We start from the raw sequence: 24,690 nt of genomic DNA on the forward strand, positions 1-24,690 counted from the left end.
ACGCCTTCATCGAAGACAAAACAACAGCGGCGCGCCGACAGCGGTTTCGTGCCGATCTGACGCAGGTAGTGGGCCAGTTCCCGGCAGCAGGGGCAAGCGAACTCGCCCGCGGCTGTGCGTAGTGGGCCGGCACGCCGCCACAGCGGCGGTCCTGACGCCACGGCTGTCCGGGTGGGACCGCGGTCCCGTACGGCCAGTACCTGGATGTCGTCTCGAGCGGGCAGCCCGCCAGCGACATCGCCACCGCGCATTATCCGCTACAGACCGTCAAGTACACCATCGAACAGCCTCTGCACGTCGGTGCTGCCCTCGCCGGCGCCGACGATGAACTCCTCGACAAGCCCACCGAGTTCGCACTGCCCCTGGGCGAGGCTTCTAACTGCGTGACGACCTCTTCGGCGTCTTCGGCAAACCACAACAGACCGGGAACGGTAGGAGCAAGCCCTTTCCGCTCTCAATCACGAGTTGGTGCGTGATATCGGGTGAGGTGTGGTTGCTGGTGGGTGGCATGATCCCGGTGTGGCGATCATGGTCAATCGGGTGGTTCTCGCGCATCGGCTGTTCACGGGGATCTCTCGGCGTCATCTGGCGTGCCTGGTCGAGGAGTTGGCCGCGCCGTGGCAGGCCGGCGTGGAAGGCCGCCGCCATGCTGCGCGAGGCGGGGGCAGAAAGCGGGCTGCAGGTGCCGGCGCCCGCCACCAGCTCGTCTTCGTCGACCGGATGACGGCCACGCTCATTCACTTGCGGCATGACCTCCCACACGCCGTCCTCGGGCTGCTGTTCGGCGTCGACCGCTCCACCATCACCAGAGCAGTCCAAGAGATACGCACGCTCCTGGCCGAGCGGGGATTCGCGGTCCCCATTCGCCCTGAACTGCGGTTACGGACGTTGGCGGATGTGTTCGCCTACGCTCAGGCCGAAGGTATCGAGCTCCGTCTCGACGCCACCGAGATCCAGGTCCGACGCCCCCTCGCCAGCAGCGGCGGACAGCGCGCGTTCGTCTCCGGTAAGAAGAAGCAGAACACCATGAAGGCCACCCTCATCGCCGACTGGCGTGGCCGCACGTTATGGACCGATGCTCTTCGACCTGGCCGCATGCATGACGCCACGGCCGCCCGCAGCGAAGGCATCGCTGTCTGCTTCCAGCACTTCCCCGACGTGGAAGTCCTCCTGGACGACGGCTACCTCGGCCTGAGACGTGATCACCCCGGCCAGGCCGTCACACCACCGAGGAAACCGCGGCCCGGGGCACTGCCCGGGAGAGTCGAGCAGTGGGAACGTGACCGTCACGGGCACTCCTCCGACCGCATCATCGTCGAACACGCCCTCGCCGATCACAAACGCTGGAAGCAACTGATCCGCTTCACCCACCGACGAGACCGCCTGCCCGACACCTACCGGGCCATCGCAGGCCTCGTCTCCGACCGCACCGCCAAAGCCTGAACCGCAACCCCCGAGGAGCCAACACACCTCACCCGCTATCACGCACCAACTCGTAACGACCTCGTGCACGGTTGGCCGTGGCTCGACAGCCGGGTGGCTCGTTGGACTGGGCATGGTGGGGGCTGGGGCGCGTGAGTTGATCGTGGCGGAGTACCGGGTTACTGGGCTGTCGCCGGATGTGATCGGGGAACTCATCGCGGAGGTGGGGCCGTTGTGGCATGAGCAGCATCAGGCTCGGTTGACGGTTCGGCCGCGGCGGCGGGCTGTGGGAGCCGGGGCGAAGCACAAGTTCGTCTTCGTCGACAGGCTGCTGGCCACGCTGGTGAGTCTGCGTCATGGCACGACTCATGACGTGCTGGCCTGCTGGTTCGGTGTGGACCGCTCCACCATCACCCGCGCCATCGGCGAGGTGCGTCCCCTGCTGGCGTAGCGGGGCTGCACGGTCGCGCCGGGGATCCGGCTGTGCACTCACGCCGAGGTCATCGAGCACCTGGGTGCCGGCGGTTGGACCGGGATCATCGACGGCACGGAGATCCGTGTCCGGCGCCCGGCCGCAGGCCGCAAGGACCGGGACAAATTCGTCTCCGGCAAGACCAAGCAGAATGCCGTGAAAACGATGGTCCTCACGGATGCCGAGGGGCGGGTGCTGTTCTGCAGCCCGGTCCGGCCGGGCAGTTGCGCCGACATCACCCAGGCCCGACAGCTCGCACTGGTCCAGCTCCTGTCCGACAGCCCGTTCATGGAGATCCTCGCGGATGCCCGGCTATCAGGGCATGGGCGTGCAGACCGGCGGACGCGTCGTGACACCGCCCCATCGCAAGTTCAAGAAGAACGCTCCCGCCTGGTACGAGGAGCGGCACGAGCAACAGCGCAAGGCGCACTCCTCACGGCGCATCCGCGTCGAGCACGGCATCGCACACCTGAAGAACTGGCGAGCTCTCGCCCGCCACCACGGCCGCCGCGAGCACATGAGCGACATCGTCCAAGCCGTCGCCGGACTGCTCTCACACCAACAGACCGCCACCCTCACCCGCAGCCTACGAGCGTGAAACCCGTCAGCACCGCACACTTCGACGAGCCACGGCCAACCGTGCACGAGGTCGTAAAGCGTGTTGCAGAAGGCCGTGAGCAGGGCATCTCCGTTGAATGGCTGAGGTGTTGAGGGCCGAGCGGGTGTGGGCGGAAGCGTTCACGGGTCTGCGGGTCGAGCAGTTCGGGCGACTGCTGATGGCGGTGCGGGAACACGGTGGTGACGGCTGCGGAAGGGGACGGCCGTGGCGGTTGCCGTTGCCCGATCGGGTGCTGCTGGTGGCGGTCTATTACCGCACCAACCTGACCATGCGGCAGCTCGGGCCGCTGTTCGGTGTCTCGCCGGCAACCGTGTGCCGGGTGATCCAGCGACTTGGGCCGCTGCTCGCACTCGAACCGGTCCGGGCACCGCAGGACGCCATCGAGCGGTTATGGATCGTGGACGGCACCCTCATTCCGGTCCGTGACCGCAGCGTGGGCACGTCCTCGCGCAACTACCGGTTCTCGGCGAATGTGCAGGTCATCGTGGACGCGGATACGCGCCTGGTGGTGGCCGCGGCCCGCCCGGTGCCCGGTACGACGGCGGATGCGAAGGCGTGGCGGGACTCGGGCCTGGCCCAGTACTGCCAGGGCGCCACGGTGCTCGGCGACGGCGCCTACATCAATACCGGGCTCGTCGTCCCGCACCGCAAACGGCCGGGACTGCCGCTGCTGAAGGGCTCGGAAGAAGCCGCGCTCGCGTCGAGCATGTGATCGGCCGGCTGAAGAACTACAAGATCCTCCGTGAGTGCCGGCAGCACGGCGACGGTCTCCACCACGCGGTCCAGGCCGTCGCCCGCATGCACAACCTCGCCCTGGCCGCGTGACCAGACAGCCCAACAAGCCAGCTCAGGCTGCCTGCTCACGGCCTTCTGCAACACGCTAAGGGGCTGTCGGCATGTCAGTTTCAGTCGGTAGCCTGGGAGTTACTCTCGGTGGCGTGCCGGTGGGCGTCGGTGCGCGTCGGTCGGACAGGGATCTGGCCATAGCGGTCTACCGCGGAGTGAACATCCGTCCGGTCTCGAATGGCTCTTCGGGCAGAGATCTCAGCAGTGGCTGTTCGAGCACGAAGCGCTCTGCGACGGTCTTGCTTGGTCCTGGACCCGATGCGGCGGGCGTCGTCCTGCCGATCTCATTTGGCATTTGCGGTGCTTTCAGAAAGGCTCCCTGTTCACATACTTACAAGCTTTCAATGCGTGCACGTTATTGGTGCTGACTACGGGTTACGTCAGCCAAGGTTCGTCAGGTTCAGTAAAGGATCTTCAGTGGTGACCCATAAGGGTGAGGACTGCTTTGGCGGTGACGTGAAGCGGTTGGGGCTGCTGCGGGGCCTTGCGGAAGACCCGCCACTGGGCCGGATGGACGCGGCCCTGGTCCTGCGCACCATCTTCCAGCACGCGGGCCGCACCTGGCTCCAGACCGGCGGGCATCGTAAGCCAGTCGCTCCCCGAGCGCGAACACGAGGAGACCTGCGAAAAGCTCCGCAGCGTCGCCCAGTACTCGTCCCCGCGGGCGAACCTGCCCAACAGTCGCTCCTCGGCCACCGCCGGACCCCAGCGCGCCACCACCTGACGACCTGTATCCGGCCAGACCGGAACAGTCACAAACAGGCACGTTAAGCAGCGGACACATACGAATGGACTGGCATCCGGTCCGGGCGCCCCGGTGACCGGTTCTCACGCGCGAACGATCAGTGGGTCAGTCGCCACCGTCGCACGAAAAGCGAAAGGCTTACGCATGCTCCTGAAGACTGGCCGTCATCGCCGTCCCCGCCAAGCTCCGCCCTTCGTCGTCGCGGCAGGCGTGACCAGCTCTGCCATCGCCATCCCACTCCTCGGCGCCAGCGCCGCGAATGCCGTCGGCACCCCGTGGGACAAGGTGGCCGAGTGCGAGAGCGGGGGCGCCTGGAGCGCCAACTTGCATGACGGCTACTACGGCGGCCTTCGCATATCCCAGAAGGACTGGGAGAAGTACGACGGTCTCGCCTACGCATCGCGGGCCGACGAGGCTAGCCGCTCTCAGCAAATAGCCGTCGCCGAGAGAATTCTGGCCAGCGAGGGCACCGCTCCTTGGGCCACCTGCGCACCGTCCTCGGGACTGACCAAGCATTCCGAATCAGTCCCTGTCGACACCGGGATTGCGAACGACTCTTCCTCGACCAGGGCCTCCGACCGAAGCAGCGGCTCCGGTTTGGGACTGTACGGCCAAGGCCTGTCCAACTCCAGCCTGTCCCACCCTGGTTTGTCCGACTCGGCTGCCGGTCCGTCTTCTTCGGTCCCATCCGGCCCCTCCACAGGCCCGGCCGACGCAGCGGCTGCATCACCGAGTTCATCCGGTTCGCCCGACTCGTATACCAGCGTCTCGACGACCGTCCCCTCACCGTCTCCGCCGACCACACATGAGGGTGCTGTCGCATCGGACGAGCCCACCAGTCCCGGTTCGAACAACTCGAAGACGGTCAGCGGTACGCCCACCGGACCACCCGAAGCTGACGCATCAGACTCCGGGCAGGGCGTCGGGTCTTGGAGTTTGGTCGACACCGGCACCGATCTCAACGGCGGGGGTACCGGGACTGGTCGCCACCGCGGCAGCAGTGCAGAGGAGGTGCCTACGGACACGCCAGCCTCCTCTGGCCGCCACGCCTCGCGCACCGACGAGTCCAAAACCGGTAAATCCCACACCGTACGCGCCGGTGACACCCTCACGTCCATCGCCCGCTCCCTGGACGTCAGCGGCGGATGGCCCGCTCTGTACGCCGAGAACGAGACCGTGATCGGTCCAAACCCGGACCATATCGTCCCTGGCCAGAGCCTGAAGCCGTGACCTGGAAGATGGCGCTGCGGCACCGGCCTTTGCCGGCCTTCTGCACGCTGGGCACGAACCCGGTACTACAGCTGGAGATCTTGTGGGTCGGTGATCGGCGGGATCGGTCGGTGGTGTTCCCAGGGCCGCAGGCCCGGATGCACGGGTGTCGACGAACTCCTCGCCACAGTCATGGACGGGATGGCCGTGAAAATGGGGTCGGAGATCAGGGCGATACTCAACGGCTGTTTCCTGGGCTGTGGGCGAAGGGCGTGAAGTGCGCGAGGGGGTGGTCGATGGGTAGGTCGGGCCGCCAGGCGGTGAGGATCTGCGCGCTGCACTCGAACAACTCGCCGGGGAGATCGTCGAGCGGCCACCAGTTCCAGTCGCCGAATGGGGTTCAACTCCGGTGCGTAGGTGGGCATCTGGGTGATCGTGAGCCAGTCCTGCCGCTGCGCGTACTGCTTCAAGTGTTTGCTGATGTGGCGGGAGTAGTTGTCCCAGACGACGGTGACCGGCCCCTCCAAGCCGCGGTGGAGCAGGGTCAGGATGCGCGGGAAGTCCTTCTTCGTGTAGCCGCCGGACTACTTGATCGTGTCATCCCCTCGTTGCGTGGAGATCTTCTTATGGCGTGCAGATGTTTAACTCGTGGCTTTCTGTTCGGTGGTTCGTTGGTCTGGCGTGGGCGGGCTGGAGGGCAACGGGTCGTGCTGGCAGCCAAGTTGAGGGCGAATCTGCCGCACCTCGACGAGCGGCAGCGTCGTCTGTTGATAGGGGCGGAGGTCCAGTCTCTCGGCCACGGCGGGATCAGAGCAGTCGCCCGTGCCGCCGGTGTCCGTGAGGACACTGTGTCTGCCGGAGTACGCGAACTCGACGTCGCGGAAGCCCTGTTGGGGCGCACTAGTCGACCCGGCGGTGGCCGCAAGCGTGTCGTTGACCGTAACCCGGCCGTTCGGGAGGCGCTCCTCGCACTGGTCGAGCCCGATGTCCGCGGATGTCCCATGTCGCCGCTGCGCTGGACCACCAAATCCACCCGCAAGCTCGCCGAGCAGCTGACCCGCCAGGGCCACAAGATCTCCGCGGATACGGTGGGCGACCTCCTGCGCGAGGAGGGCTTCAGCCTGCAGAGCAACGCCAAGACCCGGGAAGGCAAGCAACACCCCGACCGGGACGCACAGTTCCACTACCTCAACGAACAGGCCCGCGACCACCAGGACAGCAGGGTTCCGGTGATCAGCGTGGACACGAAGAAGATGGAACTGGTCGGCCCCTTCAAGAACAACGGCCGTGAATGGGAGCCAAGAGGCGAGCCGGTGAGCGTCGACACCAGCGACTTTCCCGACCGCGAGCTGGGCAGTTCCGGCACACTCGTGGAGCCCCACTCCAACTCCCTTCCTAGCTTTATAGGCACAGCTGAAAGCGTGCTCCGGAGGGGCCAGAGATGACTGTGGCAAGTACGGGCAAGACATTCGAGACGGCCGAGGACACCGAGGGCGACGACACCCCCATCGACGTAGAGGCGATCTCCTCGCGAACGAACGCCGTCCTCGGCATGCCAATGGACACCACGACCCGCGCGGAGATGGACAAACAGTTGCCAGCGACCGCTGGTCAACTGAACCGACTGCTCCGCGAGGGGACCAAACTGGTCGACCTCACAAACCGACCGACCGCCGAGACGCCCACCTTCGGGACGTACCTCTACCTCCGCGATGTCGCCCTTCTGACGCAGCGACTGCTGTGGATCTACGCCGAGCGGAACGGGCTGGATGCCCCGTGAGCGTCAGGGACGACCAGATCATCCGGGAACTCTCCCACTACATCCACGAGCACCCCACCGACAGGATGGCGCTCCTGCCGGTCTACGACGCGGCCCGCGACCACTCGCAGCGCCCAGCCTGCACCCACGGCCAGCGCTGTCCCCTGGTGGTCACGGGAGCCGTCGTCGTAGACGAGCGCAACCGCGTCCTGTGCCTGAGGCACAGGGACGGCTATGCACTCGCGGAGGCGGAGCCGGAGGACGCGGACGACTCCCTCAGCGAGGCGGCTCTACGCCTGCTGGCCGAGGAGGTCGGCATCCGGGACGTATGGACGCAGCCCGAGGCCGAGGGCCCCTTCCTGGTCGACGTGACCCGGCCGGGGCAGCATAGGTACGGCCCCCGCCTCCGGGTCGGCATCCGTTACCTCTTCCGGGCACATTCGGGCGCGGTTCTCCCTTCGATGATCGAGACGGGCGCCGCGGCCTGGGTGCCCCTCACCGCGATAGGCATCCCCTCAGTCCGCAATCGCGTGGAGCAGCACCTGATCGGAACCCGATGAGTCCCCGAAACCAACAACTCGCCTACGTAGTAAGCCTCATCACTATCGGAGGCTCCCTCCTGCCCGGAATCTGGAGGAGCTGATGTACGAGCGCAGGACCAAGGAGGCGCCCTCCATACCGCCTCCGCCTCGCGGAACCATGGGAAGCACCCGGCCGCCGAGCGATGTCCGCATAGGCGACTTCGTCTACCTCGACGGCGTGTACCGGCGAGTCCGGGACATGCGGTCGGCTGGCACCGCAGCCCACCGCGTACTGATCTTTGCGGGGCGGGAGCCCTGGATCATGCGAGAAGCCCGGATCACATACCGGCCCATCGGCTTCCGCTGACTTGCCCTGTTCGGGCACCGCATCGTCACCCTCACCTCACCATGCGAGGAGCTTTGCCATGCGCTTTCGCAAGATCCATGGCGCCGGGAACGACGTCGTCCTGCTCTCCGACCTCGGCCCGGACGGCGACAACGAGTGGCCCAAGGCGGCGGAACGTCTGTGGTGCCAGGCGCACCGGCGTAGGCGCGGACGGCCTCGTCATCAGCACGCTGGTCAGCGACCGCCCTGCCGTCCTCGAAGTCACCTGCTTCAACGCCGACGGCTCGATCGCCACCATGTGCGGCAATGCCCTGCGGTGCTCCGCCTGGGCCGCGCACCGCGATCACGGCTTCCAGCAGATGAGTCTTCACATGGCTGGCGTGGTGCATGAGGCGGTCGTGTCCGACGACTCTGGCTGGGTCACGGCCGAGGTAGGCGAAGTCCTCCCCCGACGCTTACAGGTCGTCATCAACGGCAGGCCGACCTGGTTCGACAGCGCCCACACCGGCACCGAACACGTCGTAGCCATCGTGGACGACGTAGACGCCATCGACGCGGTCGTGGTCGGGCGCCTCGTCCGCCACCATGCCGGCCTTGCCGCACTGGGGACGAACGTCAACTTCGTCCAGTCCGCCGGCGACCAGACGCTGAAGATCCGCACCTACGAACGCAGCGTCGAGGCGGAAACCCTGTCGTGCGGAAGCGGGGCAGTCGCAGCCGCCGCCGTCGCCACCATGCGCGGACTCGTGGCCCGGCGTGCCGTCACCGTCCACAACCGCGCCGGCGAGCCACTCACGGTCCGGCCGCACGGCGCCCGGCCGAACCGAACTCACTGGGTCGGTGGCCCGGTCACCAACACCTTCGAAGGGGCACTCGCATGACTCTCTTCCTCAACCCCAGCTCGGGCCCGGTGGTTCAGAAGGCCGCTGAGGAGCTCCGTAAATGGGGCCAGAGCCGCCACGGCCTCGGCGTCGCCCTCATCTACGGACCCATCTCCGCCGAAGGCAGGCTCTACCACTCGAAGTGCCCCATCGAACAGCGCTCTGTCACCGCCCTGGCCGAGGCACTGTAAGAGATCGGCGCCCGCTGGAAGGTGCTGAACCCTGCGAGCCCGACTTCATCATGGAATTGGTGAGGTACGACGTGGCCCTCTCCAACCTGCAAGGCCCGTACGGAGAGGACGGCCGACTGCAGGGGCTACTTGACTACCTGCGCGTGCCCTACTGCGGCAGCGGCGTCGGAGCGTCCGCGGTGGCTGCCGACCACATCACCGCCACCCAACTGGCCCTGACCCAGCTCCCTAACGAGCTGGTGCGTGATAGTGGATGGGCGTGTTCGACCGTGATGCGGTCGGATGAGTGCCCGTGCCGGTCGCGTTCCCACTGTTCGACTCGACCGGGCAGTGCTCCGGGACGCGGCTTTCTCGGCGGGGTGATCGCTTGGCCTGGGTGGTCACGGCTCAGGCCGAGGTAGCCGTCGTCCAGGAGAACCTCCACTTCAGGGAACTGCTGGAAGCAGGCGGCGATGCCTTCGGCCGTGGCTGGCAGGGCACCAGGCTCAGTTCTCGCATGAGGCGGCGAACCAGCTCCATGCCCGCGGCGACGCCCCAGCGGTCCAGCTGGGGCTGGATGCGCCGGTGTCCGTAGGCGCTGTCGGAAATGTCGAAGGCTTTCTTGATGAGCAGTTTTAGTTCGTCGCGTCGCTGGGCCGTCGCGGATTCCGGGCGGGATCGCCAGTCGTAGTAGCCGGATCTGGAGACGCCGAGTCGGCCGCACATGAACTCGACGCTGTATGCGTACTCCTCAGTGTCGAGCCGCATCTCGTCGATGAACTCGTACTTGCTTGTTACCGGGGATCCTTCGCGAAGTACGCTGCGGCTTTTTTCAGGAAGGTAACTTCCATCTCCAGCTCGCGGTTGCGTCGTTCGAGTTCCTTCAGGCGCGCCCGCTCGTTCACCGTCAGTTCCGCATCGGGAGCCGGTTCCTGCTGCTTCTGGTGCTCCTTCACCCAGCCGCGTGCGTCTCCGAGTTCAGCTCAAGCTCCCGGGCGACTTCAGAGATCGTCTTGCTGGACCTCTACGCGATCTGGACGGCTTCATCGCGGAACTCCGGCGAGTATTTACAGGGTGGCGCCACTACTTCCTCGTTTCCTTGTTGAGGACAACCCTATTGGGTGCCTGTCCGGAAACTTCGTGGCCCCTCAGCCCGCCCACTACCAGCAGTTCAACCGCGACCACGCACGGCTCCGCACCCCCGGCGAGCGCGCCTTCGCCCAGCTCAAAACCTGGCGGCTGCTACGGCGAGCACGGTGCTCCACCCGCCGCATCAACACAGCAGTCCAAGCCGTCCACACCCTTATGACCTGCACGTATTCAGGATGAAAACGGTTCAGTGACTGTGGAGGCTTGCCGTCAATTCGCTGGGTCCAGTGGCGGCGACGCGGAGAAGCAGCCGGCGCGGGGCGTGGATTGCAGATGGTGTGTGAGAGCACATCTGCCCCGGCATCGGACCCAGCGGTGCAGCCTGCGCCTCTGGCCGGTCGGCGCCTTTCCTCGTCCTGACCTTCGCCACCGCGCTCCTCGTGGCCGCCACGGTGTTCGACACCACACCGTCATCCAGTTCATACGCGACCTCCTCCGTGTGAAACCGCGGACAGCGGTGGCCGATGCGGTGAAGAATTGGGGTTGATCAGCCAAGACGGCCCAGAGAAGTGGCCCTTGGACGCCTGAGCCTAAGCTTCCGCAGGTGGAGACCATCCTGATCATCACGGCCGCTGTGCTGTGGGGCTGTGGCACGGGTGTGCTTCTACCCCGTCCTGCGTACCGGTTCTCTGTACCGCCCGAGGAACCATGGCGGTCGGCATGCCCGGCCGGCCATCCCCTCAACGGTGTCGGCGGCGGCTGGCTGGGGCGTGCACGCTGCGCCGCCGGTGACACCTACGGACCGAGCACTCTCTCCGCCGCCTCCGTGACGGCCGTTGTCTGCGCCCTCCTCGCGGCCGCCATCGGGTCCAGCCCCGAGCTGGTGGTCTGGCTGCTGCTCGCCCCGGCCGCCGTGCTGCTCGCCACCGTCGACCTCGCGGCGCACCGGCTACCCGACGTGCTCACCCTGACGCTCGCCGCAGCCACGCTCTTGCTGCTCGGTGGTGCCGAGGTGCTGCCCGGCTCCGGCGGCAGCTGGACGTCCGCGCTGCTCGGCTCCTTCATCCTGGGCGCCTTCCACGTCGTCCTCTTCCTCCTCAGCAAGGGCTTCGGGTTCGGTGACGTGAAACTCGTCCTCTTCCTGGGGGCTGTCCTGGGCTGGTACGGCTGGGTCATCGTCCTGGTCGGAACCTTTGCCGGGTACCTGTTCGGCGCGCTGTGCGGCATTGGCCTCATGCTCGCGGGCCGAGCCGACCGTACGAGCAGGATCCCGTTCGGCCCGTTCCTGCTCGCCGGGACGCTGGCCGGCGTGCTCCTGGGCTCCCACGCTTCGTGAAACCGGGGTCCCCGGAGCCGATGGGACGCTGGCTCGGGTGCCCGGTGCCGATAGCGCACGGGACGGCCGCGTGCTGACCGGCTGCGGATCGCGCCGCCGCGGGCGGCTGCAAGGCGAGAGCAGGTCGATCCCCGGCCAGGCAGCCACGTCCCCAGCCGAGGCGGACCCCAGCACCTTGAGGTTGAAGTTCCGGCATGTCGCCGGCCTGTCGACCCCGCCACGGCGGGCGTCCAGACCTGGCAGATCTCCGTCCTCGCCGACGACGCTCCAAACTATCGTCGGCCGGGCTGCATGCGGCCAGCAGCAAAAGCGGTTCCGTACCAGGGGTGGAGCGGAGGCGGCACGCCACCTGATTCACAAGATGCTGGCCGACGAGTTCAGCCAGCTGCTGGATCTGCTCATCAAGCACAAGGAAAGCCAGAACGTACCAGGCACGCGATCTTGGAACTACTGGGCCTCCTGCGGGCGTGAGTCCGCGGACCCCAAGAGGGCCGGGTCTTCGTTCATGTGGATCTGTACCTAGCACCATCCGATCCAGTCACATCCTGGCCTGGACATGAAAGTGTGAGAGGTGGTCAGTTATGCAACAGGGACGGGGGAGTGGAACGTGGCAGCGGGGAACAGCGAGGCACCTCGGCTGACCAGGGCACATCGGATACTCATCAGCGTCGTCGTGGCAGGCGCGGTGATCATCGCCGGGATCGGGTTCGCCGGTTCCTACGCCGCGGTCCGCGAACTGGCGGTCAAGAAGGGCTTCGGTGACTTCTCCTACGTCTTTCCGATCGGCATCGACGCCGGCATCTGCGTTCTGCTGGCCTTGGACCTTCTGCTGACGTGGATCCGTATCCCGTTCTCGCTGCTACGTCAGACGGCCTGGCTGCTGACGGCCGCGACGATCGCCTTCAACGGTGCCGCCGCCTGGCCCGACCCGCTGGGTGTCGGCATGCACGCCGTGATCCCCGTCCTGTTCGTGGTTGCGGTCGAGGCCGCACGCCACGCGATCGGACGCATCGCCGACATCACGGCTGACAAGCACATGGAGGGCGTCCGCCTCACCCGCTGGGTGCTCTCACCGCTGCCCACGTTCCTCCTGTGGCGCCGGATGAAACTGTGGGAGCTCCGCTCCTACGAACAGGTCATCACGCTGGAGCAGGAACGCCTCGTCTACCAGGCGAGGCTTAGGTCCCGGTTCGGCCGCGGCTGGCGCCGCAAGGCCCCGGTGGAGTCGCTGATGCCTCTTCGCCTCGCCCGCTACGGAGTCCCCCTGTCCGAGACCGCGCCGGCCGGTCTGGCCGCCGCTGGCATCGACGAGCCGCCCATCCAGTTCGCGGGTGTGCGGGCTCCACTGCCGGCGCAACGCCGAAGCCCTGAACTGGAAGCAGCCGTCGAGCCCGAGGTTGAACCAGCGCAGGTCGGTGTCGCTGAGGCGAAGCCCATGGATTCGGTGCGATCCGCGCAGACCGACCGCCAGGACGGCCCGGTTCGGCAGACCGGGCAGGACGACCGGCGCCTCGCTGATGCCTACCAGGCCTGGATCGACGCTTTCGGATCCGAGCCCACCAGGGCACAGTTCGCACGCTGGCTCCAGGACCGGTACGGCATCGCCACCGCGGCCGGTGGGCCGCTTTCCGACGAGCAGTTGGTGCCCTTTCTGCAGGTCATCAGGCAACGCCACTTTCAGGGCGCGGACGTGGGTGCGGAGGGCGAGCCTGAGAGTGCGGATGAGGGGTGGGGCGACTACTTCTATAACGCCTGGCTCATGTACGCCCAGCAGCACGGGACCTACCCTGGCGCCGATGCTCTCGCCACCCACGTCTATGAGTGTGATCAGATCACCAGCGCCGATGGCCGGCCCCTCACCGGGGGAGACCTTGAGGCCTTCGTCCGGTACTTTCAGCAGCGCGAGTTCGATGAAGCGGAGCCGCCCGCAGGCCCCTCTGTCGTGCCGACTGGTCAGCAACCAGTCCAGGAGGCTTTGCCCATCGAGGGCGACGATGCGGCGCAGGCGGCTGTCGCTGGCGCGCAAGCATCCACGGACACACGCAGGCCCCGGGTGAAGGCCACCATCAACGACGCGCAGCAGGACGAGGTCCCTGCATCAGCGGACACAGCCGCGCTCACCACAGTGGACCGGTACTACCTGGCCTGGACGGACTTCCACACCGAGTATGGAGAAGAGCCCAAGGCGGAGCAGCTTTCCGCCTACCTCGCAGGGAAGGACATGAAGGGCCGCGGCGGAAAGCCGGTGAGCCCCTCCACCCTGCGCCGCTACCTCCTGCCGTTCCGCGTCTACACCCTCTGGGCGCAGCAGCGCCTGCACACCGCAAATCCGCCTCTCGATGTCATTGCGCAGGAGTGCGCATCCCGCGGGATCACTGCGCAGCACAACAGGCCCCTCACGACCGACTACATCGCGGACCAGGTCGACGATTTCGAGCGGCGCTGGCACGCGCTGACCCACCACCACACCGAGGCGCAGCAGTAGCAGCCCCACTTGCTGGCGCGCAGGCTGCCCTGAAGTTCGTCTACATGGCGATCACGTCGCTCGATCCCACCGGGAAGGGCCAGGCCCGCCGGACCATGCGCTGAACGCCCTCGACATCACCTTCGACGGCCGCCTATTGGCGGCCCGCCAGTAACCCCAACTACCGCGGCTACACCACTCGTTTGACCGTCCCGGCGTAGGGATCCGGGCTCAGGTTTGATCGTCCGGCGGAGTGCCGAGGATGCGGTCCGTGTTCTGTCGGTCTTCGTAGATCAGCCGGATCAGCCAGAACCGCAGGTAGCGGGTAAGGGAGTAGCGCAGCCAAAGGGCTGCTCCCGCCACAGTTACCCCCAGTCCGAGCGGCGCGAGCGCGAGATTGTCCACCTGCTGTTGGATCGTGACTGCCTCCCGTGTTCCGACGAAGGCGACGATGAGCAGCGTCAGGCCGGTCACTACGAGCAGGGCGGCGGCAAGTGCCAAACGGCGTTCGGGTTCGGCAGCCTGTCTCTTGAGATGCAGGCGGGACAGTTCCGCCTCGAAGTCGACGATACGGCTGTTGGACTCGCTCACGACTGTTCACCCCTTCCTTTTCCTTCGGCAGGCCCGGCGCCCTCCGGGGGGTGCGGGCCCTGCGGGCCACCGCCCTGGAGCTGCTCCTCCTGGCTATCGGCCGGAGATCGCGGCGTTGCCGTCCGCTCATCGGAGAGATCGCCGAGGTACGCGGAGAGCAGTTGCTGTTCGATCGCCTCAGGCGCGCCGAAGCCGCGGATACGGCCGTTGATCAGCAAGGCGGCGGTATCGGCGATGGCGAGGACTGTTTGTGCGTACTGTTCCACCAGCAGCACCGCGACTCCCTGCTCGGAGATGCGTAGGACGTTCTCGTAGAGCTCTGTGAGCAGGCGTGGACTCAACCCTGCGGAGAGCTCATCGAGGAGCAGCACAGCGGTGTCGGGAGTCAGGACACGAGTCACCGCGAGCATGCGCTGTTCTCCGCCCGAAAGTGTGCCGGCCAGCTGGCGACGGCGTTGTGCGAGGCGAGGGAACAGGGTAAAGGCCTGCTCCTGTACCGCGGGCAAGGAGCGATGACGGAAGGTTGCCATCTGCAGGTTTTCGTCCACAGTGAGGTTGGGGAAGACCGCTTGGCCGTCCGGGACCAGGCACACCCCTGCTCGTGCCAGGGCATCGGGCGCGGCGCCCGAGATGTCATGGCCGAAGACCCTGATGGCCCCTCGGGAGGCGGGCAACTGGCCTGCGATCACTCTCAGGATGGTCGATTTGCCAGCGCCATTGGGACCCAGCAGAGCCAGGATCTGGCCGGCGTGCACGGTGAGGTCCAGGCCGCTGAGAACACCGATGTTCCCGTAGGACACCCACACGTCCTGCAACTCCAAGGCCGGGTCCCGGATGACAGCCGGCTCGCTGCGACGCCGGCGGGTGGATGGGCTGGCACCACCAGCCCCCAAATAGGCGACGTGAACGGCGGGATCGGCACGGATCTGAGCCGGCGGCGCGGAGGCGATCAGCCGCCCGAAGTCCAAAACGTTCACCACGTGGCTCACAGCCATGACCAGCGTCATGTCGTGCTCCGCAAGGATGATCGCGAGGCCTTCGTCTGCCAGTTGCTGCAACAGGCGCCCCATGGCTTGGGTCTCCGTGTCGTTCAGGCCGGCGGCAGGCTCATCCAGGAGGAGCAGGCGAGGCTCCGCAGCAAGAGTTCGGGCTAGTTCCAGTAGCCGGGCGGAGCCCGTGGGTAGCTGGTCAGTCGGCTGGTCTGCCAGGTTCGCCAACCCCACGCGTTGCAATGCGTGCTGGGCGGCTTGTTCCGCACCACGGCGCCGGGAACGGTGAGAGCTCATTTCGGCGGCGGCGAGAACATTTTGCCCGACGGTCAGAGTTTCAAAGAGTTCGAGACGCTGGAACGTCCGGCAGATCCCCAGCCGGGAGCGCACGTGTGCCGGCGTTGAGGTCACGTCCCTGCCATTCAGGACGATGCGGCCCTCATCGGGCCGAATGAGGCCGCTGATGGCGTTGAATAAGGTGGTCTTTCCACTGCCGTTCGGTCCGATCAGACCGGTGATCCGGCCTGCCGGAGCCTCGATGCTGACTCCGTCCAGCGCTGTCACACCGCCGAAACTGACACGGATGCCCTCAGCGTCCAGAAGGGCCATGGCGGTACTCCTGCGGAAGACGGAGTTCGTCCTCGACCACTGACATTGCCTTTACCGTGAACGGCCGTGTGAGGCCGAGCTCGCCGGAGTCGTCGGGCGGCATGCGCCGGGAGCCACCCAGCCATGATGGACGCAGGGGCTCGAGGGCCGCGCCGATCGCAGGGGCTGCACCGTTCGACGAGTGACCGATGGCGATAGCGGCCAGACCAGGACCGAGGAGAGTCAGTGTCTGGACGGCAGACAGCTGCCAGGCTGATTGCGCCACAAGGAGGCTGGTGAAGGCAAGGCCACCGAACAATGCGCCACTGATCGTGGTGATGCCGCCCACGACAACGAGCAGAACGACAGGCAGGCCTGCAAGCATGGTGAAGTCGCTCGTACCCACCTGACCGCGGTGCAGAGCGAACATCACGCCGCCAAGGCCGGCGATGGCTGATGACAGGGCGTAGACGGACAGTTTGGTGCGGAAGACGTTGACACCGAGGGTGGCACAGGCGGCCGGGCTGTCCCGCAGTGCGATCATGCGTCGCCCGTATGCACCGGCACGCAGAGCAAGCAGAACCAGGCTTGCGACCGCGAAGGTGACGACGGTCGCAGCGAGCAGCGCGCGGGGCGAGGTGAGGTGCCAACTTCCGACGGTCAGCGGGGCGACGCTCACGGTGCCTGCTGAGGAGACACCGAACACTTCGGGTTGGGGAAAGACCAACAACTCCACCATGCGGGCGAAGGCCAGCGAAGCCAGCGCCATGTACAGACCTCGTAGCCGAACAGCGGGTGCTGCCATGGCCAGGCCGGCGAGGACCGCGACCGCTGCGGCGAGGAGCAGTCCGAGCGGCGTGGTCGAGCCGTCCGAGACCTTGACTGCGGTGATGGCGCCGATGCCGGCGAGAGTCATCGGCGCGAGAGAGACCTCACCTGCCCAACCGGTCAGGGGGACCAGGGACAGCATGATTAGAGCCATACTGACGGCCAGGGTCAGCCGGTTGATCTGGTCGAGCGGCAAGACAGTCGCGAGTACCACGGTTACTCCTACCAATGCGACCGCTCCCACCACACCTTCAACGCGGGAGGGAGCCCGTGGGCTTGGCGGAACTGCGGGTCGCCAGACGGGTGCAATGCGACCTTGAGGTAGCGACAACAGGACAAAAAAGAGAAACACCATGGGGATGGCTGCCGGTGCGCTACTCCATCGGCCTTCCAGGTCGAGAAAGATCACTGCGTAGGAATTGAGCAGCCCGAGCAGGAGAGCGCCGACGAAGGTGAGGAGAAGGCTGCTCAGACGTCCCATGATCGCTGCGGCGAACGCGTCGATGATCAGCAGGGTCAGGGGCGCCACCGAGAAGGGGATCTCGGGAGCAAGCAAAATACCGGCCAGGGCCGCCATGATCGATCCCAGGGACCATGCGCTCATGGAAGCGAGGTTGGGTCGGGCGCCGTGCAAGGCGGCCAGGTCCCGATCGTCCACGCAGGCCCGCATGGCGACCCCGAGACGCGTACGGAACAACAGAAGACGCAGCGAGATTGCCACGAGCGCTGCCACGCAGATGGCAATCGTGCGATGCCAGGTGACCACGATCGGCCCCAGACGGAATCCCTCGTTGCCGAAGAACGGCGACAAACTGCGGCTGACTGTCGTGGATGGCCACACTGCCCCAGCGATCCCCATCAGTGCCAGCATCAGGGCAACAGACACCATGATCTGATGCACCAAGGGCGCGCTGCGAACCCGCCGCATGATGACGAACTCGCAGGCGGCACCGAGGACAGGTGCCGCCACACCCAGAACCAGCACCAGACACAAAGGCGTCGGCAGGTGACGGCTTTCGCGCAGCTCCCAGTAGACGAATGCCAGCAACATGCCGATGGCACCTTGCGCGAAGTTAAAGACCCCCGAGGTTACGTAGGTCACGACGAGGCCGCCTGCAGCCACGGCAAAGATCGCACCGGCGGCCAGGCCGGAAATGCTGGCACCGAGAATCGCGGCAGCCGTGAGGCTTCCCCCAGCCCATGCTTGCGAGGTCACGATCGCCGCGAGTGCGAGGCCGCCGAAGACGGTCACCAGCCGGCGTACTTTCATCGTTGAGCTCCCGCAATGGCGCAGCCGCCACGAGTGGCTTGCTCCGGGACGCACAGGTGCAGGGGCGGCAGTTGGCCAGGGCCGCCGTACGACGTGCCCGCCGTACCCCTCAGGGCTTCACCGTTACCACATTGGCCGGGTTGCAATCCAGCCCCTTGTCCGGATAGACGCGCACGAACTTGCCCTTACGTACCTGCATAACCATGAAGCATGAGATCGTCGCCTTGTTGCCAATGTCGATCGGTCCGGTCATACCGTCGGCAGTGAAGTCGCGAGTCTCGCGCAGCGCTGTCAAAAGGTTGGCTCGGGTGAGCCCGTTGGGCCCCTTCGCCGCCACCACCTTCTCCACGGCTTGCCCGAACATCAGACCGCTGATCCAAGATCCCTGACTCAACCCATTGATCGGGGAGCGTGGGGCGTACTTCTTCATGGCGTCGACGTACTTCTTCAGTCCTGGATATTTGTTGACCTCCTCGAAGGGTTCGAAGAAATTGTAGACATACTGCCCTTCAACGTCAGCGCCGCCCGTTCGGATAAAGTCTGGATTGTAGCACTGAAGTGAGCAGTCCCAGACTTTCACGGAGTCAACGCCCTGAACCTTCGCTGCACGACGTAGCGCGATCGTCTGGTTGTAGTCGCTGCCCACTCGAACATAGGTGGCGTCACTGTTTTTGATCGCCAAGGCGAAGGGCGTGAAATCCGTCGCCAGGGCGGATACAGTGAAAGAGCGTGCCTCGGTGAACCCGATCTGCAGTTGCCCTCGGGCGAAGTTCTCGGCCTGCGAGAGGGCCGTCGGTGTATCGGCGGGGTGGAGCCAAACGCCGTGGCAGCACCCCTCACTCTTGAACCTGTCGAGGTACCACTTCTCGGGTCCCAGCACTTCACGCTGAGGTTGACGAATGAGGACCGAAAACGTGTTCGGTGCCGCACCGTGGCGGTCGCTCGGCGTGAGTTGCGCAAGGTCCGGGATCCCGCAGTCGACCATTTCGGTCACGTCACTGTCAATAACGGCAGTCGTACCCACCATGGCGAAGTCATTTTTACAGGCCTGAAGAACGCTGTTGCGCCACTGATCCGCGTTGAGTTGGGAATCGTAGAATTTCACGACGACCTTGCGGCCTGCCAGCCCGCCATTTGCGTTGACACGTGACGCCCAGGCGCGTACACCATCTACGGCGGACTGAAAAAGGCCAGGCCGGACCGCAGTGTTGACATCAGCGATAACGGCAAGACGCAACTCCGTCGCAGTCACCCCCGTGTCTGTGGCCTTCAGGTCTACCGATGGGGATGCGGTGCCCGAAGTGTCACTGCGATCTGAGCATGCAGTGAGCAGAAGGCCAAGTGCAAGCATCCACGAGGCTGAGCGTCTAATACGCATGAGCACCTCATTCGTGAGGGACATCTGGGAACCATGTAGTCATCCCCAACCACCTAAAGCGCCCTTCACCCCTTCAGAAAGATGACCCAGATGGCGCTCGGCCGGGGGCCTGCCGCATCAGTGAGCCTCTTCGAGCTGGCCTCCGATCAGGTGACGGGCCGCGAAGCGCAGCGAGCGAGGCCCCCGGGCTGTTGATCGAGATGTCTGACGTCTCAACCACGCTGCTCGGGGCCCTGTTGGTCATCTATCCTGCCGCACTCGATCTGCCCCATGCCCTCGTGGAGTGAGTCTCAATGATGGTGTCAAGCCGATTGGGGGGCCGGTGGGGCGGAGGTGAAGGGCCTCTTGTCACGAAGCATGGCCCATAAGACGTCGACTCGGCGGCGTGCGAGGGCGAGCAGTGCCTGCACATGGATCAGTCCTTCGGCGCGTTTCTTGAGGTAGTAATCCCGGGAGGGCCCCGGGCGCATCATGGCGGTTTGAGCAGCCATGTAGAAGACGTGTCGGAGGCGGCGGTGGTAGCGCTTGGGCCGGTGGTGGTTACCGGTCCGGCGGCCGGAGTCGCGCGACACCGGGGCCAGTCCGGCGTGGGCGGCCAGGCGGCTGGCGTCTGCGTAGTTGGACAGGTCTCCGACGATGGCGAGGAACTCGGCCCCGAGGGTGGGGCCCATACCTGGCAGGGATTCGATGATTTCGGCGCGCTCGTCGAGGTGGAGGACTCGCGGATCTCCCGGTCGGTGTCTTTGATCCACTCGTCGAGAGCGAGAAGCTGATGGGCGAGGTCGCACACGAGTTTGGCGGCCCGCTTTTCGCCCGGCAGGGCAGTCACCTGGGAGTGGGCTGCCTCGAGCGCGCGGGCGGCGACCTCGGCTGCCTTGCGGACCGCGCGCCGTGCCAGCCAGTCCTCGAGCTGCTTGGCGCCGGTCCGTCGCAGGGCGGCCGGGGTCTGGTACTCGGTCAGCAGGACGACCGGTCCCTTGGCTGCTGAGTAGTCGAAGGCCCGCTCCAGAGCAGGGCAGATGCCCACCAGGGCATCGCGCAGGCGGTTGATCAGTCGTACCCGGTCGGCGATCAGGTCGGCTCGGTGGGCGGTGAGCAGCTGGAGATTGGCCGCGGTCTCGTCCGGGAGGCTCAGGGGTGTGAAGTCCCGGCGCATACGCGCGGTGTCGGCGATGACCAGGGCGTCCTTCGCGTCGGTCTTCCCTTCGCCGCGGTAGGCCCCGGACATTCGGTTGACCGTGCGTCCAGGCACATAGACCACGCTTTGGCCGTTGGCGATCAGCAGTGCAAGCAGCAGGGTCGAGGCCCGGCCGCAGATGTCCACCGCCCACCGCACCTCGTCGGCCATCTCGCACGCTGCCACCATCAGGGCCAGGATCTCGTCCTCACCGTTGACGACCTTCCTCGAGAACACCTTCTCTCCGCTGGCGTTGACTCCGACCGCCCAGTGATGGGCCTTGCCGGCGTCGATGCCGACCCAGACCTGCTCGTGACCTTCCGCCACCGTCGCTCCGTTCCTCGGGCACCAGCACTCTCTGGGTCCGGGAACACTCCGTCGCCAAGCCCCTAACCAGCGATGACCGCAGTTCTCAATCAGCAGCCGGAGCGTCCCGGAGGACCGGGCGGCCACTCACTCAGAGCCATCAATGGCAGGTCACCATCAGCCACACCCAGTCCTCCCGGACCACCAGCATTCTTAAGGGCTCACCATGCTCATCGTCACCCGTGAGGGGGACAGGCGCTGCAAACTCCGTCCGTCTCAGCGCGCGATGGTGGCACTGGTGTACCTGCGCGAACACACCACCCTGCGAAGATCGCTGCCGGGTTCGGGATCAGCGAGTCCATCGCCCACGCCTACACCAGCACGGTCATCCATCTGCTCGCCGAACGTGCGCCGGGTCTGCTGAAGGTCCTGCGCGAGGCCGACGCGGACTTCGTCCTGCTGGACGGCACGCTCGCCGAGTGCGACCGGGTCGGCGACGGACGGGCTGACTACTCCCACAAGCACCGCCGGCACGGGGTGAACGTGCAGGTGGTCACCGATCCGGGCGGCCGGCTGCTGTGGCTCTCACCCGCGCTGCCCGGCCGAGCGCACGACCTGACCGCTGCTCGCACCCACCGGATCATCCACATCTGCGAGCGCCAGGGCGTCCCCATCCTGGCCGATCTCGCCTACCAAAGCGGCGGCCCCTGGGCGAGTACCGGCATCAAACGCAAGCGTCTGCAGGAACTCGTCCTCACCGAGAAGACCGTCAACCGGGCCCTGGCCGTGGCACGCGCACCGGTCGAGCGCGGCGTCGCACGCCTGAAGTCCTGGCAGATCTTCCGCAGATCCCGATGCAGCCCGAACCGCATGACGTCAATCGCCAAAGCCGTTCTCACCCTGGAGCGGCAACGCTGAAGAAGCTCAGTGAGCGTCTTGCATCCTGGGGCGGGAGGGTGAAATGGGCAGGTCGGGCGGGGTGGTGACGAGGCCGGGCCCCTGGTCGTTGGCGTGGTGATCTCACTCATCACACCGGCGACCGGGGGGCCCTGTTGGTTCCGTATCCTTCCATGCTCGACGTCCCGTACGAGCTTGTCGAGCATGTCTCCTGGCTCATCTACGCCCGAAGGCGTGAACTGCGCTCACCCTGGCGGAAGTTGAGTTGCTTCAGGCAGGCCCTGCCCGCCCTGGCCCATCTACGCAAGAACGAGACGTATCGGCAGGTCGGCGCCGGATTCGGGGTGTCCGAGGCAACCGCCTGGCACTACGTCGACGAGACCATCGACATACTCGCCTCCTGGGCGCCCGGCCTGCACGAAGCCCTCGCCGGCTTGGGCGAAGGCGACTTCGTCATCGTCGACGGCACCCTCATTCCCACTGACCGCATCAAGACCGATGAGCCGTACTACTCCCAGAAGCACAGGAAACACGGCATGAACGTCCAGGTCATCGCACGGCCGGACGGAACTCCGCTCTGGTTCTCGCGTGCGACACCGGGACGCACCCACGACCTGACCGCAGCACGAGCCCACGGCATCATCCAGGCGTGCCTGACCCGGCAGATCCCCGTGCTCACGGATCGCGCCTACCAGGGCGCCGGCGCCACCGTCCGCACCCCCTACCACCACAGCATCCAGCCGCTCCACTACCAGCAGTTCAACCGCGACCACGCACGACTGCGAACTCCCGACGAACACGCCTTCGCCCAGCCGAAGTCCCGGCGACAGCTACGGCGAGCCAGGTGCTCCACCCGCCGCATCAGCACCATCCTCCAAGCCATCCACACACTGTTAACCTGCGCCTATTCAGGATGAAAGAAGTTCACTTACACCTCCCTCTTCGTGTTCCTCGTGTTGGAAGTAGCAAGTGGTTACAGTAATTTGACTCTCCGTTAGCCAGTCTGAGGTTGGGGGACCGCGGCTGGCCGAGGGGAGGGATTGGGACATGGCTTGTCCACATCCAGCGGGTTGGCTTCTGGCCAGTCTCAACGACTGGATTCCGGAGAGCCTTGCGGCTGACGCATAAGCATGCAGCATCAAGGCACGTTTGAGCGCGGCCAGAGAGTAAGGGTCCAGGCTGCTGGCGTACCAGAGTTCGCCACAGTCAGATTCGCCCTGGCCGGAGACCAGTCGGGGGCATGGGATCTCATCCTGGTCGACGACGAAGACCGTCGTCATGAAGTGAATCTGGCAGCCGGAGACACCGAGACCGTGCGACCTCTCGTCAGCGACGGGCAGGCTGACTCGGCTCGTGTGCTGGCCGCGATGTGGACCCAGTGGATGAATGCCGCGGCGACCAACGCCGAGTCCAGCGCTATGGCCGCCACGCCACTGAAGCCGTACGCGCACCAGACCACGGCCGTCTACGGAGCGATGCTCCCTCAGCCCCTGTTGCGTTTCCTCCTCTGTGACGAGCCAGGTACCGGCAAAACGATCATGGCTGGCTTATACCTGCGTGAGATGCAGAGGCTCGGCCTGATCAAGCGGGCGATTATCGTGTGCCCGGCGAACCTGGCCACCAAGTGGGTGGACGACTTCCAGCGGTTGCTGGGCGGCGGGCTGCGTCAGTTGACCTCGGCCACGGTGCGTGAGGACGCTCTGAACTCCAACGACCTGTGGGTGGTGTCGCTGGAGTTAGCAGCCGTGAATCCCGCCGTGCAGGACGCCATTCGGCCGGACAAGGCCGGCTGGGATCTGGTCGTCTTCGACGAGGCGCACCGACTGACTCCGACTGCCGCCGGATACCACCAGGTCGGACGGCTGCTGGCCAAGAACACCCCGCGGACCCTGCTGATGACGGCAACGCCGCACCGGGGCAAGGAGTGGCTCTTCCGACACCTGCTGCATCTGGTCGACCCAGAGATCTACCCGGATCCGGGCAACGACCCCAACATCGAGCTCAGTGCACTGCGTCCCGGCCCCATCCACTTCCTGCGGCGGATGAAAGAGGACTTAGTCGACTACGACGGCACGACCCGGCTGTTCAAGGGGCGCACCGCGCACAACCACAAACCGCCTGCCCTCGTCGTCATCAATCTCTCGGACCTGCACACGTTCAGCCACGTGATCATTCTGGCCGTCCGGTGCCCCCGGCGCAGCAAACCGGGCGATGCGTCACGACAGGGCGAACGTTGCCTGAGCCGACACTAGCTCGGGGGCGGCGGCACCACCAGCGGCATGATCCGCTCCTCCTCCGCGACGGCGCCGTTTTCGATGATGTGGCAGCGGATCTGCTGGCCGCCGCTGTCGGAGTCCTCGATGGTGACGTCGTGTGTGGCGAGCACGGAGAGCGGGTCGAGGTCGTTAGCCAGCAGCAGGTTGCAGACTTCTTTACGGCGGCCCTGCGCGTAGTGGAGGTCCCACAGAGTGGCGCTGGAGATGCGACGGGCGTTGTGGTCCAGTCTTGCCGCCCGGCCGTCGCGGGCTGTTGCTCGTAGGGCTGGTGGCTCATGGGGTCCCCCAAGGATGATGTGCGTGCCGGGAGGCACCATCGCGTGGGGGGTGGCTGTTCTGCGACGTGGTCCCGCTGTCCGGCCGCTGGGGCGCCCGCGGGAAGACTTCCTGGGTCTCGTCGCCGGGCAGAGGCTGTACAGGTGCGCATGTTCCCCCAGGGTGTGTCGTGGCTGAGGGGCCATCATGGGAGGCGTGCACCCTGTGTGTTGGTGCGGTGACGCAATCGTGACGC

Annotated in this window: 19 protein-coding genes and 13 pseudogenes; 20 read left to right on the forward strand and 12 right to left on the reverse strand. The window is 65.9% G+C overall.

Annotation, left to right across the window (positions count from 1 at the left end; all coding sequences use genetic code 11):
• Window positions 1-528 precede the first annotated feature (528 nt).
• From OG254_RS48895 to OG254_RS48915, 5 genes and pseudogenes are all read left to right on the forward strand, one after another.
• Window positions 529-1,443 (forward strand): transposase family protein, encoded by a 915-nt coding sequence (locus OG254_RS48895; protein ID WP_405595654.1) that lies wholly within the window; start codon window positions 529-531, stop codon window positions 1,441-1,443.
• Between the two features lie 142 nt (window positions 1,444-1,585).
• On the forward strand, window positions 1,586-1,873 hold the full coding sequence (locus OG254_RS48900; RefSeq protein ID WP_405594641.1) for a transposase family protein: 288 nt from the start codon (window positions 1,586-1,588) through the stop codon (window positions 1,871-1,873).
• A 102-nt stretch (window positions 1,874-1,975) separates the two neighbouring features.
• Window positions 1,976-2,164: pseudogene (locus OG254_RS48905) on the forward strand (transposase family protein); the annotation flags it as partial.
• Between the two features lie 34 nt (window positions 2,165-2,198).
• Entirely contained in the window at window positions 2,199-2,492 is a 294-nt protein-coding gene (locus OG254_RS48910; RefSeq protein WP_405594643.1) for a transposase family protein, read from the forward strand.
• A 97-nt stretch (window positions 2,493-2,589) separates the two neighbouring features.
• A pseudogene (locus OG254_RS48915) lies at window positions 2,590-3,338 on the forward strand (transposase family protein).
• Between the two features lie 435 nt (window positions 3,339-3,773).
• Here OG254_RS48915 and OG254_RS48920 read toward each other — a convergent pair.
• Window positions 3,774-3,908, reverse strand: coding sequence for a hypothetical protein (locus OG254_RS48920; RefSeq protein ID WP_405594645.1), 135 nt, complete (start codon window positions 3,906-3,908; stop codon window positions 3,774-3,776).
• A 340-nt stretch (window positions 3,909-4,248) separates the two neighbouring features.
• Between OG254_RS48920 and OG254_RS48925 the strand changes: the two genes are divergently transcribed.
• Window positions 4,249-5,334, forward strand: coding sequence for a transglycosylase family protein (locus OG254_RS48925; protein WP_405594648.1), 1,086 nt, complete (start codon window positions 4,249-4,251; stop codon window positions 5,332-5,334).
• Window positions 5,335-5,551: 217 nt separating this feature from the next.
• On the opposite strand, the pseudogene OG254_RS48930 reads toward OG254_RS48925, so the two are convergent.
• Window positions 5,552-5,704: pseudogene (locus OG254_RS48930) on the reverse strand (NUDIX hydrolase); the annotation flags it as partial.
• 52 nt (window positions 5,705-5,756) lie between these two features.
• Window positions 5,757-5,840: pseudogene (locus OG254_RS48935) on the reverse strand (hypothetical protein); the annotation flags it as partial.
• A 144-nt stretch (window positions 5,841-5,984) separates the two neighbouring features.
• On the opposite strand from OG254_RS48935, the pseudogene OG254_RS48940 reads away from it, so the two are divergent.
• The 7 genes and pseudogenes from OG254_RS48940 to OG254_RS48970 all read left to right on the forward strand — a co-directional run.
• Window positions 5,985-6,674, forward strand: a pseudogene (locus OG254_RS48940) (ISAzo13 family transposase); the annotation flags it as partial.
• A gap of 80 nt (window positions 6,675-6,754) precedes the next feature.
• Window positions 6,755-7,093: a hypothetical protein gene (locus tag OG254_RS48945; RefSeq protein WP_405594650.1), complete on the forward strand. Its 339-nt coding sequence runs from the start codon at window positions 6,755-6,757 to the stop codon at window positions 7,091-7,093.
• Entirely contained in the window at window positions 7,090-7,632 is a 543-nt protein-coding gene (locus OG254_RS48950) for an NUDIX domain-containing protein (protein WP_405594652.1), read from the forward strand. Before OG254_RS48945 ends, OG254_RS48950 begins: the two co-directional genes overlap by 4 nt.
• Window positions 7,633-7,771: 139 nt before the next feature.
• Window positions 7,772-7,960, forward strand: coding sequence for a hypothetical protein (locus OG254_RS48955; RefSeq protein ID WP_405594654.1), 189 nt, complete (start codon window positions 7,772-7,774; stop codon window positions 7,958-7,960).
• Between the two features lie 77 nt (window positions 7,961-8,037).
• Window positions 8,038-8,820: a diaminopimelate epimerase gene (gene dapF / locus OG254_RS48960; RefSeq protein ID WP_405594656.1), complete on the forward strand. Its 783-nt coding sequence runs from the start codon at window positions 8,038-8,040 to the stop codon at window positions 8,818-8,820.
• Entirely contained in the window at window positions 8,817-9,011 is a 195-nt protein-coding gene (locus OG254_RS48965) for a hypothetical protein (RefSeq protein ID WP_405594658.1), read from the forward strand. The genes dapF and OG254_RS48965 overlap by 4 nt, the downstream gene beginning before the upstream one ends.
• A gap of 50 nt (window positions 9,012-9,061) precedes the next feature.
• Window positions 9,062-9,118 (forward strand): annotated as a pseudogene (locus OG254_RS48970) (hypothetical protein); the annotation flags it as partial.
• A 149-nt stretch (window positions 9,119-9,267) separates the two neighbouring features.
• On the opposite strand, the pseudogene OG254_RS48975 reads toward OG254_RS48970, so the two are convergent.
• The 3 genes and pseudogenes from OG254_RS48975 to OG254_RS48985 all read right to left on the reverse strand — a co-directional run.
• A pseudogene (locus tag OG254_RS48975) lies at window positions 9,268-9,489 on the reverse strand (transposase); the annotation flags it as partial.
• Window positions 9,399-9,758 carry an IS3 family transposase gene (locus OG254_RS48980; RefSeq protein WP_405594660.1) on the reverse strand — a complete coding sequence of 120 codons (360 nt, stop codon included), beginning with the start codon at window positions 9,756-9,758 and terminating at the stop codon, window positions 9,399-9,401. The gene OG254_RS48980 and the pseudogene OG254_RS48975, both read right to left, overlap by 91 nt.
• A gap of 26 nt (window positions 9,759-9,784) precedes the next feature.
• The gene (locus OG254_RS48985) at window positions 9,785-9,946 is read right to left on the reverse strand and encodes a hypothetical protein (protein WP_405594662.1); all 162 of its coding nucleotides are present in this window, start codon (window positions 9,944-9,946) and stop codon (window positions 9,785-9,787) included.
• 193 nt (window positions 9,947-10,139) lie between these two features.
• Here OG254_RS48985 and OG254_RS48990 point away from each other — a divergent pair.
• From OG254_RS48990 to OG254_RS49005, 4 genes and pseudogenes are all read left to right on the forward strand, one after another.
• Window positions 10,140-10,319: pseudogene (locus OG254_RS48990) on the forward strand (transposase family protein); the annotation flags it as partial.
• Between the two features lie 364 nt (window positions 10,320-10,683).
• The gene (locus tag OG254_RS48995; RefSeq protein WP_405594664.1) at window positions 10,684-11,415 is read left to right on the forward strand and encodes a prepilin peptidase; all 732 of its coding nucleotides are present in this window, start codon (window positions 10,684-10,686) and stop codon (window positions 11,413-11,415) included.
• Between the two features lie 607 nt (window positions 11,416-12,022).
• A pseudogene (locus OG254_RS49000) lies at window positions 12,023-12,725 on the forward strand (DUF2637 domain-containing protein); the annotation flags it as partial.
• Between the two features lie 1,198 nt (window positions 12,726-13,923).
• Window positions 13,924-14,054: pseudogene (locus OG254_RS49005) on the forward strand (IS256 family transposase); the annotation flags it as partial.
• A gap of 56 nt (window positions 14,055-14,110) precedes the next feature.
• Here OG254_RS49005 and OG254_RS49010 read toward each other — a convergent pair.
• The 5 genes and pseudogenes from OG254_RS49010 to OG254_RS49030 form a co-directional block, all read right to left on the reverse strand.
• A complete protein-coding gene (locus tag OG254_RS49010) occupies window positions 14,111-14,470 on the reverse strand; it encodes a hypothetical protein (RefSeq protein WP_405594666.1) in 360 nt (119 codons plus the stop codon).
• Window positions 14,467-16,068 carry an ATP-binding cassette domain-containing protein gene (locus OG254_RS49015; protein ID WP_405594668.1) on the reverse strand — a complete coding sequence of 534 codons (1,602 nt, stop codon included), beginning with the start codon at window positions 16,066-16,068 and terminating at the stop codon, window positions 14,467-14,469. Before OG254_RS49015 ends, OG254_RS49010 begins: the two co-directional genes overlap by 4 nt.
• Window positions 16,049-18,145 carry an ABC transporter permease subunit gene (locus OG254_RS49020; RefSeq protein WP_405594670.1) on the reverse strand — a complete coding sequence of 699 codons (2,097 nt, stop codon included), beginning with the start codon at window positions 18,143-18,145 and terminating at the stop codon, window positions 16,049-16,051. Before OG254_RS49020 ends, OG254_RS49015 begins: the two co-directional genes overlap by 20 nt.
• A 109-nt stretch (window positions 18,146-18,254) precedes the next feature.
• A complete protein-coding gene (locus tag OG254_RS49025; protein WP_405594672.1) occupies window positions 18,255-19,397 on the reverse strand; it encodes an ABC transporter substrate-binding protein in 1,143 nt (380 codons plus the stop codon).
• 428 nt (window positions 19,398-19,825) lie between these two features.
• Window positions 19,826-21,027: pseudogene (locus OG254_RS49030) on the reverse strand (IS110 family transposase).
• Between the two features lie 205 nt (window positions 21,028-21,232).
• Between OG254_RS49030 and OG254_RS49035 the strand changes: the two are divergent.
• The 3 genes and pseudogenes from OG254_RS49035 to OG254_RS49045 all read left to right on the forward strand — a co-directional run bounded on the left by OG254_RS49035 (window position 21,233) and on the right by OG254_RS49045 (window position 24,155).
• Window positions 21,233-21,924: pseudogene (locus tag OG254_RS49035) on the forward strand (transposase family protein).
• A gap of 93 nt (window positions 21,925-22,017) precedes the next feature.
• Window positions 22,018-22,820, forward strand: a pseudogene (locus OG254_RS49040) (transposase family protein).
• A gap of 213 nt (window positions 22,821-23,033) precedes the next feature.
• Window positions 23,034-24,155 (forward strand): SNF2-related protein, encoded by a 1,122-nt coding sequence (locus OG254_RS49045; protein ID WP_405594674.1) that lies wholly within the window; start codon window positions 23,034-23,036, stop codon window positions 24,153-24,155.
• On the opposite strand, the gene OG254_RS49050 is transcribed toward OG254_RS49045, so the two are convergent.
• On the reverse strand, window positions 24,152-24,496 hold the full coding sequence (locus OG254_RS49050) for a hypothetical protein (protein ID WP_405594676.1): 345 nt from the start codon (window positions 24,494-24,496) through the stop codon (window positions 24,152-24,154). The genes OG254_RS49045 and OG254_RS49050 overlap by 4 nt on opposite strands.
• Window positions 24,497-24,690 lie beyond the last annotated feature (194 nt).

The sequence above is a fragment of the Streptomyces sp. NBC_01092 genome (genome assembly GCF_045039535.1).
GTDB lineage: Bacteria > Actinomycetota > Actinomycetes > Streptomycetales > Streptomycetaceae > Streptomyces.